This window comes from Primorskyibacter sp. S187A, assembly GCF_049800955.1.
Lineage (GTDB): Bacteria > Pseudomonadota > Alphaproteobacteria > Rhodobacterales > Rhodobacteraceae > JAKVBH01.
The window spans coordinates 534,869-546,730 of record NZ_JBNAGA010000001.1; the positions used below are offsets into that span (position 1 = coordinate 534,869).

The 11,862-nt window shown below is 61.1% G+C and carries 13 protein-coding genes and 1 riboswitch; of the genes, 5 read left to right on the top strand and 8 right to left on the bottom strand.

Going from position 1 to position 11,862, the window contains the following annotated elements:
* Nucleotides 1-24: 24 nt before the first annotated feature.
* Nucleotides 25-74, top strand: a riboswitch (SAM-SAH riboswitch).
* Nucleotides 75-78: 4 nt separating this feature from the next.
* Nucleotides 79-1,257 carry a methionine adenosyltransferase gene (gene metK, locus ACP15S_RS02750; protein ID WP_425038046.1) on the top strand — a complete coding sequence of 393 codons (1,179 nt, stop codon included), beginning with the start codon at nt 79-81 and terminating at the stop codon, nt 1,255-1,257.
* Nucleotides 1,258-1,340: 83 nt separating this feature from the next.
* Here the strand turns inward: metK and ACP15S_RS02755 are convergent, their stop codons facing one another.
* The gene (locus tag ACP15S_RS02755) at nt 1,341-2,912 is read right to left on the bottom strand and encodes a bifunctional metallophosphatase/5'-nucleotidase (RefSeq protein ID WP_425038047.1); all 1,572 of its coding nucleotides are present in this window, start codon (nt 2,910-2,912) and stop codon (nt 1,341-1,343) included.
* 193 nt (nt 2,913-3,105) lie between these two features.
* A complete protein-coding gene (locus ACP15S_RS02760; protein ID WP_425038048.1) occupies nt 3,106-4,122 on the bottom strand; it encodes a ribose-phosphate pyrophosphokinase in 1,017 nt (338 codons plus the stop codon).
* 97 nt (nt 4,123-4,219) lie between these two features.
* On the opposite strand from ACP15S_RS02760, the gene ACP15S_RS02765 reads away from it, so the two are divergent.
* Nucleotides 4,220-4,819: a 2-hydroxychromene-2-carboxylate isomerase gene (locus ACP15S_RS02765; protein ID WP_425038049.1), complete on the top strand. Its 600-nt coding sequence runs from the start codon at nt 4,220-4,222 to the stop codon at nt 4,817-4,819.
* On the top strand, nt 4,820-5,632 hold the full coding sequence (locus ACP15S_RS02770) for an alpha/beta fold hydrolase (RefSeq protein WP_425038050.1): 813 nt from the start codon (nt 4,820-4,822) through the stop codon (nt 5,630-5,632).
* A 6-nt stretch (nt 5,633-5,638) separates the two neighbouring features.
* Here the strand turns inward: ACP15S_RS02770 and plsY are convergent, their stop codons facing one another.
* The 6 genes from plsY to ACP15S_RS02800 all read right to left on the bottom strand — a co-directional run bounded on the left by plsY (nt 5,639) and on the right by ACP15S_RS02800 (nt 10,317).
* Nucleotides 5,639-6,241 (bottom strand): glycerol-3-phosphate 1-O-acyltransferase PlsY, encoded by a 603-nt coding sequence (gene plsY, locus ACP15S_RS02775; protein WP_425039639.1) that lies wholly within the window; start codon nt 6,239-6,241, stop codon nt 5,639-5,641.
* Nucleotides 6,241-7,545, bottom strand: a complete 1,305-nt coding sequence (gene pyrC, locus ACP15S_RS02780; protein WP_425038051.1) for a dihydroorotase — start codon at nt 7,543-7,545, stop codon at nt 6,241-6,243. Before pyrC ends, plsY begins: the two co-directional genes overlap by 1 nt.
* Nucleotides 7,546-7,736: 191 nt before the next feature.
* Nucleotides 7,737-8,183: a hypothetical protein gene (locus ACP15S_RS02785; protein WP_425038052.1), complete on the bottom strand. Its 447-nt coding sequence runs from the start codon at nt 8,181-8,183 to the stop codon at nt 7,737-7,739.
* Complete coding sequence (locus ACP15S_RS02790; protein WP_425038053.1) at nt 8,183-8,560, bottom strand: hypothetical protein; 378 nt, start codon at nt 8,558-8,560, stop codon at nt 8,183-8,185. The genes ACP15S_RS02785 and ACP15S_RS02790 overlap by 1 nt, the downstream gene beginning before the upstream one ends.
* Nucleotides 8,557-9,093, bottom strand: a complete 537-nt coding sequence (locus tag ACP15S_RS02795) for a hypothetical protein (protein WP_425038054.1) — start codon at nt 9,091-9,093, stop codon at nt 8,557-8,559. The genes ACP15S_RS02790 and ACP15S_RS02795 overlap by 4 nt, the downstream gene beginning before the upstream one ends.
* Nucleotides 9,094-9,354: 261 nt before the next feature.
* A complete protein-coding gene (locus ACP15S_RS02800) occupies nt 9,355-10,317 on the bottom strand; it encodes an aspartate carbamoyltransferase catalytic subunit (RefSeq protein ID WP_425038055.1) in 963 nt (320 codons plus the stop codon).
* Nucleotides 10,318-10,465: 148 nt separating this feature from the next.
* On the opposite strand from ACP15S_RS02800, the gene ACP15S_RS02805 reads away from it, so the two are divergent.
* The gene (locus ACP15S_RS02805) at nt 10,466-11,242 is read left to right on the top strand and encodes a uracil-DNA glycosylase (protein WP_425038056.1); all 777 of its coding nucleotides are present in this window, start codon (nt 10,466-10,468) and stop codon (nt 11,240-11,242) included.
* Complete coding sequence (moaB, locus tag ACP15S_RS02810; protein WP_425038057.1) at nt 11,239-11,781, top strand: molybdenum cofactor biosynthesis protein B; 543 nt, start codon at nt 11,239-11,241, stop codon at nt 11,779-11,781. The genes ACP15S_RS02805 and moaB overlap by 4 nt, the downstream gene beginning before the upstream one ends.
* The last annotated feature ends 81 nt before the right edge of the window (nt 11,782-11,862 follow it).

An 11,862-nucleotide genomic window follows, 5' to 3' on the forward strand; every position in this document is an offset into this window, starting at 1 on the left:
AGCGGCGTAGCACAAAGCATTCATTGGCCCCCACAACGGCTTCCTGACGTGGCGGGCGTCACCCCAACGGAGCAATCCATGACCAGACAGAATTATGTTTTTACCTCGGAATCCGTGTCCGAAGGTCACCCTGACAAGGTGTGTGATCGTATCTCGGATGCCGTTCTTGATGCATTCTTGGCAGAAGATCCTTTGGCGCGCGTTGCCTGTGAGACATTTGCGACGACCAACCGTGTGGTCATCGGGGGCGAAGTTGGCCTGACGGATCAGGCAAAATTGCATGAATATATGGGCCGCATCGACGAGATCGCGCGCGCCTGTATCAAAGACATTGGCTATGAGCAGGACAAGTTCCACCACGCGACCTGCGAAGTGACGAACCTGCTCCATGAGCAATCCGCCCATATCGCGCAGGGCGTCACCGGAGAGCAGGGCGACGAAGGGGCGGGCGATCAGGGCATCATGTTCGGCTATGCCACCAAGGAAACAGACGCCTTGATGCCCGCGCCGATCTACTATGCCCATGAAATCCTGCGGCGTTTGGCCGAGGTCCGCAAAAATGGCACAGAGCCAACGCTTGGCCCGGATGCGAAATCCCAGCTATCTGTTGTCTATGAGGGCGGTGAGCCCGTGGGGGTGTCCTCGATTGTGCTCTCGACGCAGCATCTTGATGCCAGCATGACGTCGGACGATGTCCGCGCCGTCGTGGAGCCCTATATCCGCGGCACACTGCCCGATGGCTGGGTTTCTGATGCCACGGAATGGCATGTGAACCCCACGGGCAAGTTTGTCATTGGTGGGCCTGATGGTGATGCGGGGCTGACCGGGCGCAAGATCATCGTGGATACCTATGGCGGTGCTGCGCCGCATGGGGGCGGCGCCTTCTCCGGCAAGGATCCCACCAAGGTGGACCGTTCAGCAGCCTACGTCTCGCGCTATCTGGCCAAGAACGTCGTGGCCGCAGGGCTTGCGGATCGTTGCACCATTCAGCTGTCTTACGCCATCGGCGTGGCCAAACCCCTGTCGATCTATGTCGACACCCATGGCACGGGAAAGGCTGCCGAAGATGCCATCGAAGCCGCGATCCCGCAGGTCATCGATCTCACACCGCGCGGCATCCGAACGCATCTGGAGTTGAACAAGCCGATCTACCAGCGCACCGCCGCCTATGGCCACTTCGGGCGTGCCCCGGAAGCTGACGGGGGCTTCAGCTGGGAACGCACCGATCTTGTGGAGGCGCTCAAAAGCGCCCTTTGATCGTGATCTGAGAGAGCGTCTCTAATGCCAGACAAAAAGGCCCCGCAATTGCGGGGCCTTTGACGTTTCAGGCGCGCCACTGCTTATTTCGCAGTGATGCGGCCGTCTGTGTAGGGTTGGTATGGCAGGTTCTCCGCGAGGTAATCCGCCACGACAAGCTCAAGACCGGGCCCGAAATCATAGGCATTCATGCCGTTGGTCTCAAACATCGAGTATCCGTCACCGCCCCCGCGCATATAGTTGTTGGACACAACCCCATAGACCTTGTCGGGGTCGATCGGCACGAAGGCCCCCCCGTCCATGACCATCACATCAGACACGCGTGACCCTGGCTCAGCCGAGGCATCGAAGGTGTATTTCATGCCCGAGACCTGCGGGAACCGGCCCGCGCCGTCCTCGATTTCGCTGACGCCATTTTCCAGAGCCGCAACCACATCCGCGCCTTTGAGCTGGAACGTGGCCAGGGTGTTCTGGAAGGGCAGGACCGTCAGGACTTCTCCCATGGTCACTTCACCGGCATCAATGGAGGCGCGCAAACCGCCGCCGTTCTGGATGGCAATCTGGATGCCCTGATCCTTGGTCCGATCCAGCATGGCATCAGCCACGAGATTTCCCATGGCGCATTCCATCGCGCGGCAGACGTCGCGGGATCCTTCGATCACATCAGCGCTCTCAGAGACGACCTTCGCTTTCAGCTCCTCAATGGGCGCGCCCATCTCGGCCACGCGGGCGAGGATCGCCGCATCGGGCTCGACAGAGGCATCCAGAATAATCGGATCGCCCGCGGCCGCCGTCACATTGCCGGCATCGTCAAACGTCACCGCAAGATGGCCCACATATTTGGAGAAGGCATAAGCCTGCGCCACCGGCACATCGCCGACCATCGTCGGGTAGGCGGGCGTGCCTTCGTCGTCATTGGACATCAGCGTGTGGCTGTGGCCGCCGATCACGACATCAATGCCCGGGACCGCTTCCGCGATGGCCAGATCCTTGCGCAGCCCGACATGGTTGAGCGCGATGATCTTGTCGACGCCCTCGGCTTGCAGCGCTTCCACATCGGCACGCAGCGCTTCGATCTCATCCTGGAAGATGACATTGGGGCCTGGCGACGAGGTCTCAACCGTGTTGGTGGCCAAAGCCGAGATGATGCCGATCTTCTGACCGCCAACCTCCAGAACCACGTGGTTCTCGACCTTGCCTTTGAGCACGTTGGAGGCAGACAGATCGAGGTTGCCCGAGATGACGGGGAAATTCACCTTGTCGATGAAGCTCGCGAGCCCTTCGGGACCGTCGTCAAATTCGTGATTACCCACGGCCATGACGTCATAGCCGATGGCGTCCATGAACTCGGCTTCCGCCGCGCCTTTGTAGGTCGTGTAGAAAAGTGATCCTTGGAAAGGGTCTCCCGCATCCAGCACAACGACATTCTCGCCCAGCTCGCCGCGCTTTTGATCGACCAGGGTCTTGATCCGCGCGACGCCACCGAAGCATTTCCCTTCCGCTTCGCCCTCTGCGTTGCAGGTGCTGTCGAAGCGGTTGATGGATTCGATACGGCTGTGGATGTCATTGGTATGCAGGATATGCAGCGTGAATTCGGCCTGCGCCGTGCTCGCCAAAAGGGCTGCAGTCGCAGTTGTGGTGAAAAGACGGATCATAACGTCCTCCTGTTGGATGTTCGCATGGCAGCGCGTCCGTGTGTGGCACGGATCTTTCATACCGGTATCAGATGCCAGAATCGCGACAAAGACAACCGTGCTGTCGCAGCGTCAGCTTCGCACTTGATGCGAAACGAAAAGCCCCGGCGGGCTTGCGCACACCGGGGCTCAAAAATTGTGCGGTCTGGTGGGATCAGCCGCCGTAGACGCCCTCATAGAGCGGCTCCAGAGACTGATGCTCAAAAAGCGACGAGACCGACGTTCCATTCCAGATATTGAGAATGGCTTGCGCGAAAATAGGCGCCGTGGGCACAACGCGGATGTTCTTCGCCGCAGTGATGGCATCGGTGGGCTCAATTGAATCGGTGATCACCAGCGACTTCATGACGGATTTTGTCACACGCTCGACCGCGGGACCGGACATGACCCCGTGCGAGATATAGGCATGGACCTCTGTCGCACCGTGCTCCATCAGAACTTCTGCTGCTTTGCAAAGCGTGCCCGCAGTGTCGCAAATGTCATCAACGATGATGCATTTCTTGCCTTTCACATCGCCGATAACAGTCATCTCCGCGATCTCACCGGGCTTTTCGCGCCGTTTGTCCACAATCGAGAGCGGCGCATTGATCCGCTTGGCCAACTCGCGCGCCCGCGCCACGCCGCCCACATCCGGCGAGACGACCATGACATCTTTCGTGTTGCCCTTGAACTGATCGAGAATATCGAGGGCAAAGACCGGCGAGGCATAAAGGTTGTCCACGGGAATATCGAAAAAGCCCTGGATCTGCGCGGCGTGCAGATCCATCGTCAGGACCCGCTCAATGCCCGCCTGCACCAGCATATTGGCCACAAGTTTGGCCGAAATCGGCGTACGTGCCTTGGAGCGGCGATCCTGCCGGGCATAGCCGAAGTAAGGGATCACAGCGGTAATCCGCGCCGCAGAGGAGCGCCGCAGCGCATCCGACATGATGCACAGCTCCATCAAGTGGTCATTCGCGGGCTTGGAGGTCGATTGCAGGATGAACATATCCTCGCCACGCACATTCTCGAACACCTCGACGAAAATCTCGCCATCGTTAAAGCGCTCGACGCGGGCATCCACGAGCCCCACGTTCATGCCGCGATGCATCGACATGCGGCGGGCAATGGAATTGCTCAGGCTGAGGTTGGAGTTTCCAGCCATCAGCTTGGGTTCGATGATTTGGGGCATGGAGCGCGTCCTTGGCAGTATGACAGAATCGTGACGTTGACACCGCTTAGCACGTGGTTACGGTGCCGCAAACATTCCCGTGAAGGAGCGTGCCAGAATGGCCCATATCGATTATTATTTCGCGACGATCTCGCCCTACACCTATCTGGCAGGGATGCGGATGGAAGAGGTCGCGGCCAAACATGGCGCGACGATCACCTACAAGCCTGTTGATCTGATCACGCTTTTCGGGCGCACAGGCGGCACACCCCCCAAAGATCGCCATATCAGCCGCCAGGAATGGCGCGCGCAGGAGCTTGTGCGTCAGGCCAAGAAGCTGGGCATGCCCTTCAATCTGAAACCCGCCCATTGGCCCACCAACATGGCGCCATCCTCTTATGCCCTGATTGCAGCGCAAAAGGCGGGCGGCGGTGATCTGGGCAAATTGGTCTTTGCCTTCACCCGCTCTTGCTGGGCCGTTGAGAAAGATATTGCGCAGGATGACGTGATCCGCGCGTGCCTCGAGGAGGCAGGCTTTGATCCGGATCTGGCAGACACTGGCATGCTGGCGGGCGCAGATGAATATGCGGCCAACCTCGAAGAGGCCGCCAATCGTGGGGTCTTCGGGGCGCCTTTCTACATCACAGACGATGATCAGCGCCTCTGGGGGCAGGACCGTATCGAGGATCTGGATTTGATCCTGTCTGGCAAGCTTTGAATGCCGCAAGGCCATTTGGCGGGGCATCCCGCCCATTGGCGGCGCTTTGGTGAAGGGCCGAGAGAAGCCCTTCTGATTCATTGCTCGCTGGCCCATGCCGGCGTGTGGCGGGGCCTCGCCGCTCACCTTTCAGATGTTGTATCCTGTACGGGCTTTGATCTGCCCGGCCACGGTCGGTCGGGCCCGTGGGTCGGGCCCGGTGATATTCAGGACGTGTCGACGCGCATGGCCGCAGCGCTTTTGCCGGAGGAGGGCCGGGTCGATCTGGTTGGCCATTCCTTTGGTGCAACGGTTGCCTTGCGTCTTGCCTTGAGCCACCCGGCGCGCATTCGCAGCCTGACATTGATCGAACCCGTGTTCTTCGCCGTAGCGTTCCGCGATGTGCCGGAGTGCAAGGCAGGCTTTCAGGCAGAACACGCGGGTTTCGAACAGGCCATGTCGCGCGGGGAACTTGAGGCCGCAGCGCGCGCATTTACTGGGATTTGGGGTGGTGCCACGGCCTGGGAGGATATCCCTCCTGCGCAACAAACGCTTAGGGCGTCGCAGATGCCTCTGATTCAGGCGGCCGAGGGGGCGTTGCACGATGACGCAGGCGGGTTACTGCAGCCGGGTCAGATCGACGCGTTGGATGTGCCCAGCTTGCTCATCGAGGGGGCGCAGAGCCCCAGGGTCATTGCCATCATTCAGGACGGTCTGGAGCGCCGTTTGCCGGATGTGACCCGTGCGCGGATTGTGGGTGCGGGCCATATGCTCCCCATCACCCATCCCGCAGAGGTGGCCGCGCCGGTCCGCGCATTGTTCGCGCGCAGCTGAACCGCTTTATTTCTTGCCGATCTTGGGTTCGGTACCCTTGAGAATGCGCTGGATATTGGCGGCGTGACGCCAATAGACGATGGCCGCAAGTGCTGCGCAGAGCACAATCGCCGCAGGCGCAAAGAGCCATGCCCAGAGGATGGATGAGGCCGCCGCCACCAGCGCCGCTGCGGACGAAATCCGCGTCAGGGCCGCGCCCGCCAACCACGACAAACAAGCCGCAATCCCAACGGGCCAGGCCAACGCCAGAAGCAGGCCAAGGAAGGTTGCGACGCCTTTGCCGCCCTTGAAGGCCAGCCAAACCGGGAAGCAATGCCCCAGAAACGCAGCCAGACCAGCCAACTGCACGGCATCCTCCGGCGCCATGAGCCGGGCCAACAGCACGGCAATCGCGCCTTTGCCGCTGTCGAGGATCAAGGTCGCGGCGGCGGCGGGTTTGTTGCCTGTGCGCAAGACATTCGTCGCGCCAATATTGCCGGAGCCAATCTGGCGCAAATCTCCGAGGCCCATCAATCGGGCAATCACGATGCCGAATGGGATAGAGCCCAGCCCGTATCCGAGAAGGGCAAAGAGCGCTAACGTGGGCAGTGCGGAGAGTAGCTCGGGCATCATCCCAAACTCCCATGCACAATGTCCCCGCCGACAAGCGTTGCGCGCACGCGGCCCTGCATGCGGGCCGTGTCAAACGGTGTGTTCTTGGACTTCGATTGCAACTTGAAACGATCAATGATCACCGGTGCATCCGGATCAAAGAAAACCAGATCAGCCGGAGCGCCTTCGGCAAGTGTCCCCCCGGGAAGCCCCAGACGTTTGGCCGGATTTGTCGACATGGCGCGGAACAATTGCGGCAGGCTCAGCGCATCGGCATGATAGAGCCTGAGCGCCGCCGGAAGCATTGTCTCCAGCGCCACAGCGCCCGCAGCCGCTTCCTCATAGGGGCGTCGTTTGCTCTCTTCGTCCTGCGGCGTATGCATGGAGGAGAGGACGTCAATCGCGCCCTCGCGCAAGGCCTCGACAATGGCCTGACGGTCCTCCTCATCGCGTAGCGGTGGCTTGACCTTGAAGAAGGTCCGGTAATCCGCCACGTCGAGCGCGTTCAGCGTCAGATGGTGGATCGACGTACCCGCGCTGATATCGAGGCCATTGGCCTTGGCGCGGGCCAAAGCGGGCAGGGCGCGTGCGGTCGTGACCTGATCGAGATGCAGCGCAACGCCGGTCATCTCGACCAGCGCAACCAGCCTGTCGAGCTCCATGCGCTCTGCCATGGGGGAGACCGCGGGCAACCCTCTGAGTGAGGCAAACTTGCCCGAGGTCGTCACGGCGCCTTTGGAGAGCATGGGTTCTTGTGGATGCGCCATGACCAGTGCGCCATGGGCCTGGGCATAGGTCAAGGCGCGGCTCAGCACTTTGGTGTTTGCGACGACGTGGTCACAATCGGTGAAGGCCACGGCGCCTGCATCCTTGAGAAAGCCGATCTCGGTCATCTCCCGGCCCGCGCGTTCCTTGGTCAACGCTGCCATGTGGTGCACGCGCACCCGTGCATCAGATTGCGCGCGGCGAGCCACGAACTCGAGGGTCTCAGGTGTGTCGATGGGGGGATCGGTGTCGGGGCGGGTGATGATTGTGGTCACACCGCCCGCAGCAGCTGCGCGCCCGGCGGAGGCGTAGCTTTCCTTGTGCCGCTCTCCCGGCTCGCAGACCTTCACCCCCAGATCGACAATCCCCGGCGCGACATGCCAGCCGCGCCCGTCGATCGTGTTCCCTTCATCCGACGGCGCGGCCGACACAGGTCCTTGCCCCGTTGCCGCGATCACCCCGTCCTCGATCCTGATCCAACCAGGCCGCACGTGGTCCGCCACCGGGTCCACCAGATGGAGATTGGTCACAATCAAGGTTGCGGGGGACGCGGTCATAGGCTGTCCTGTCAGTCGTGTCGCCTGTGTGATGCCGGGAAACGGCGCGCGGGGCAAGGTCTCTTGCGCAGCGTCAAGGGCGGTCAGCGGTCAGGACGCCACCCAAACCATCACGACCACAAGGACAAACAGAACCAGCAATGCAATCGTGGCCACACGGCCGGACATTTTCGGGTCAGACGGGTCAGACATTACAGATCCTTTTTAGAGCCAGCCAGATTTTGGTTTTGCCGCAACAGGTCACACAAGAGAGCGCTTTCGCGCAGGTTGGGCAACACCAAGGCCACGCCCTTGGCATCGTGGATGCGCAGGTTGTTGAACCAGACCGATACTCTGCGAATGTGCGACAAGTCCAGCGATTGTGGCGCCGCCCCGCTCGGGATCAAGATGAGACGCTGTTCTGTCAGCACGACCCGCGCACGGCCGCGAATGGCGGCAAAAAACAGGACGGGCAGCGCCACAAAAGCGATCTGGATCAGGACTTTCCACGAGTTGTCATTGTCATCGGACCACCCGAACAGGAGCGCGACGACAATGCCAGACCCCGTGGCAATGATCGCGGCGAGCGCTTCTGCCAGAAACCGGACCTCGCGGCTCTCCGTCATCGCCAGAACCAGAGTTTCCTCAGGGTACAGCATCACGCGTGGGGCAGCATTGCGCGGATCTCCGCAGCTGTTGATTTTGGGTCCGCCTGATACTTGATGAGGTATTTGTTCCCGTCCTGTGCAATGACCTGCACTGCGCTCAGGATTGTGCGCACCTCCGCGATCTTGCTCAGCGGCAAAACCCGGCTCGGGGCGCGCAATGCGCCATCGCTGATCTCCCAAATGACGTTGAGTTCTTCTGAGGCCATATACCAGCCGCGCAGGCCAATGGCCGCCAAAGCCCCGACCATGCCAACCCAGACATCGCCAGTTTGGAGATAGACCAGCGCCAACGTCGCACCGCCTGCGCCGATAGCCGCCATGACGAGATGATCGCGCAGATAGGTCTGCCGGTCAGCCTTGATGATCATTGCGCACCTCCAAAAACGAACCAGAGCGTTCCCCCAAGGGCCGCAACCAACATGGCGGCCACAAGCAGGGACCACAAGCTGCTCTTCTGTCGCCGGGGCGCAGGCGCGCCGCCAAGGCTGCCGCGCGCGGTTTCGGCTTTGAGTGGCACGACGGGCGTGGTGGCTTGTGCCTCCCCGAAGGTCGCGATCCAGCGCAGGGGGGCTGCGGGGCGCATGTCTACGGGGCGCTGCAAAATCGCCGCGGAACGCAGGATCATGACCGGCCCTTCCAGCGCGTCGAGTTGCCAGCGCATGGGCGTCAACTCGTCTTGCGGGATGGCATGGCCCTCCAGCAAATAAGTCTCCAGCCCCATGCCTGCGAGATCGGACGTATCGAAGATTTCCAACTGGCCCGTGTCGATCTCGGACAGCCCTAACATCGCGGCCAGTGCGCCCGGGGTCTGTGTCAGGCGCTGCGCCTCCGTCATAGGGAGATCAATGGCGAAGATACGCACGCGACCTGCTTCGCTTTCACGGATGTGCATAGGCGTCATAGGGCGTGCTCGAGGTCATTGTCGGCCGGGAGTTGGCGTGAGACGTCATGACGCTGCGCCGCGTGATTGCGTTGCAGTCGCGAACGCGGGCGCGGTGGAACGCGCCTGTGATCTTCCAGAATGCGGAGACCCCTGTGAAAAACAGAAAAAAGCGGCGAACAAACGGGCTGTGCTATTGCAGGCATAGCTTTGCCTCCGGGGCGACTTGCCTCAGGATGCTCATGTCTGGATCCAGAAGCTCTGCCCATGGATCTCGCGCGCTCATACCAGCACGCTCGCAGGCTGGGCGGAGCGATGCGCTTTGAGGTTGCGGGCCAGCAGATCCATTGCGGCCATGCGCACGGCGACCCCCATTTCGACCTGTTCCTGAATGACAGAGCGGTTGATGTCATCTGCGATATCGCCGTCAATCTCGACGCCCCGGTTCATGGGGCCGGGATGCATGACGATGGCGTCCTCCTTGGCCTGCGCCAGCTTCTCGGCGTCCAGCCCGTAGCGGTGATAATACTCGCGCTCGGAGGGGATGAAGCCACCATCCATGCGCTCTTTCTGAAGCCGCAGCATCATCACCACGTCCACATCCTTGAGCCCTTCGTGCATGTCGTGGAACACCTCGACGCCGAATTCGCTGATGCCGGACGGCAGAAGCGTCGGCGGGCCAATCAACCGGACCCGGTTTTCCATTTTGCCCAACAGCAGCATATTGGACCGCGCGACACGGGAATGGGCAATGTCGCCGCAGATCGCGATGCTCAAGCGGTGCAACCGCCCCTTGGCGCGGCGGATCGTCAACGCATCGAGCAGCGCCTGTGTGGGGTGTTCGTGTTTGCCATCGCCCGCGTTGAGAACGGCGCATTTGACCTTTTGGGCCAGAAGATCCGCAGCGCCAGAGCTCGGATGCCGCACGACGAGCAGATCGGGCTGCATGGCATTCAGAGTGAGCGCTGTATCAATGAGCGTCTCCCCCTTTTTCACACTGGATGATGCCATGCCCATGTTCATCACATCCGCACCCAACCGCATGCCCGCGAGCTCGAAACTGGCCTGCGTGCGCGTGGAGTTCTCAAAAAACATATTGATTTGGGTCAGCCCCGCGAGCGCGTCCGAATGTTTGGCGGCGGAGCGATTGAGCCGCACGTAGTCTTCCGCCAGATCAAGCAGCGTGGTGATCTCTGTGGGGTGCAGATGCTCGATCCCCAGAAGGTGGCGTTGGGTGAAGGTCATGGGCGGCTCCCTTTGGGCGCGGTTATAGGCCGGAGGTCCGGGTTCTTCAACGTTTGGTGCGGGAGGCTTTAGGCGGGATCTGCGTATTTGGGGCCAGAAGAAACAGGGGCCGTTTTCCTCCCGGCGCGGGCGCGCTATGGTGCTGGTGATGGATTGGCACGAACATATCGCGTTGCGCGCGGCGCTGGAGTGGCAAGTGGAGCTGGGCGTAGTGGATGCTGTGGGCGAGACGCCTGTGGATCGCTATGCTGAGCCACCTGTGAAACCTGCGTCGGCGAATAAGGCGGCGGGTCCTGCAGTGGTTCCTCCGGCCGCCGCACCTGTCGCGGAGGTAGATGCTGTGGCGGAGGCCGTGGCTGCAGCGGCTGCGGCGCAGGATCTGCCGGATTTGCAGGCGCGGCTGGCGGCCTTTGATCATTGCGAGCTCAAACGGGGAGCGCGCAATTTGGTGTTCAGTGATGGTGTGGCGGGTGCGCGGGTCATGATTATTGGCGAAGCGCCCGGACGCGACGAAGATCGCGAGGGCCGGCCTTTTGTTGGGCGCGCGGGGCAATTGCTGGACCGGATGCTGGCTGCAATTGATCTGTCGCGTGACAGCTCTGTTTACATCACGAATGTCTTGCCGTGGCGCCCGCCGCAAAACCGCGACCCGACCGCGGAGGAGATCGCGATGATGCGCCCGTTCGTGGCCCGGCATGTCGCCTTGGCCAAGCCGGATCTTGTGCTCTTGATGGGCAATATTTCCTGCGACGCGGGCCTTATGAAACGTGGCATTACCAGGTTGCGGGGGCAGTGGACGGAAAGCTACGGCGTGCCGGCCTTGCCCATGTTTCACCCCGCCTACCTCTTGCGCAACCCGCGGGCCAAGCGGGACGCCTGGGCGGATTTGCTCAGTTTGAAACACCATCTGGAGGCCGGATCATGAGCCGCATCGACGAAAGCCTTGATTTCATTGCCATTCGCATTGCCGTTTTGACAGTAAGCGATACCCGCGATCTCTCCGAGGATCGCTCCGGCGACACGCTCGTGAAGCGGATCGAGGGGGCGGGCCATAGGGTCGCTGACAGAAAAATCCTGCGCGATGAACGGGCCGAAATCGCAGATCAGCTGCGCGCCTGGTGCGCCGATCCGGAGATTGACGTGGTGATCTCGACGGGCGGCACGGGCCTCACGGGCCGCGACGTGACCGTGGAGGCGCATCGCGATGTCTACGAGAAGGAGATTGATGCCTTCGGGACGATCTTCACCATTATCTCCATGAAGAAAATCGGTACATCGGCGGTCCAGTCCCGTGCGACCGGTGGCGTGGCGAACGGGACGTATCTGTTTGCATTGCCTGGCAGTCCCGGAGCGTGCAAGGACGCCTGGGACGAGATCCTGAGCCTTCAGCTCGATTATCGGCATCGCCCGTGCAATTTCGTCGAGATTTTACCGCGCCTCGACGAACATGTGCGACGGAAATAGTGCGCTTGTGCGTAAGATCTTTCTGACACCTTTGTGACCGGGTGCTTGGCATCGTGCCGTTCCGGGTTACATCTGAGGTAA

Bases quoted from the DNA above. Each gene is read 5' to 3' on its own strand.
- metK (WP_425038046.1), top strand. From the start codon at position 79: ATGACCAGACAGAATTATGTTTTTACCTCGGAATCCGTGTCCGAAGGT.
- ACP15S_RS02755 (WP_425038047.1), bottom strand. From the start codon at position 2,912: ATGATCCGTCTTTTCACCACAACTGCGACTGCAGCCCTTTTGGCGAGC.
- ACP15S_RS02760 (WP_425038048.1), bottom strand. From the start codon at position 4,122: ATGCCCCAAATCATCGAACCCAAGCTGATGGCTGGAAACTCCAACCTC.
- ACP15S_RS02765 (WP_425038049.1), top strand. From the start codon at position 4,220: ATGGCCCATATCGATTATTATTTCGCGACGATCTCGCCCTACACCTAT.
- ACP15S_RS02770 (WP_425038050.1), top strand. From the start codon at position 4,820: ATGCCGCAAGGCCATTTGGCGGGGCATCCCGCCCATTGGCGGCGCTTT.
- plsY (WP_425039639.1), bottom strand. From the start codon at position 6,241: ATGCCCGAGCTACTCTCCGCACTGCCCACGTTAGCGCTCTTTGCCCTT.
- pyrC (WP_425038051.1), bottom strand. From the start codon at position 7,545: ATGACCGCGTCCCCCGCAACCTTGATTGTGACCAATCTCCATCTGGTG.
- ACP15S_RS02785 (WP_425038052.1), bottom strand. From the start codon at position 8,183: ATGCTGTACCCTGAGGAAACTCTGGTTCTGGCGATGACGGAGAGCCGC.
- ACP15S_RS02790 (WP_425038053.1), bottom strand. From the start codon at position 8,560: ATGATCATCAAGGCTGACCGGCAGACCTATCTGCGCGATCATCTCGTC.
- ACP15S_RS02795 (WP_425038054.1), bottom strand. From the start codon at position 9,093: ATGACGCCTATGCACATCCGTGAAAGCGAAGCAGGTCGCGTGCGTATC.
- ACP15S_RS02800 (WP_425038055.1), bottom strand. From the start codon at position 10,317: ATGACCTTCACCCAACGCCACCTTCTGGGGATCGAGCATCTGCACCCC.
- ACP15S_RS02805 (WP_425038056.1), top strand. From the start codon at position 10,466: ATGGATTGGCACGAACATATCGCGTTGCGCGCGGCGCTGGAGTGGCAA.
- moaB (WP_425038057.1), top strand. From the start codon at position 11,239: ATGAGCCGCATCGACGAAAGCCTTGATTTCATTGCCATTCGCATTGCC.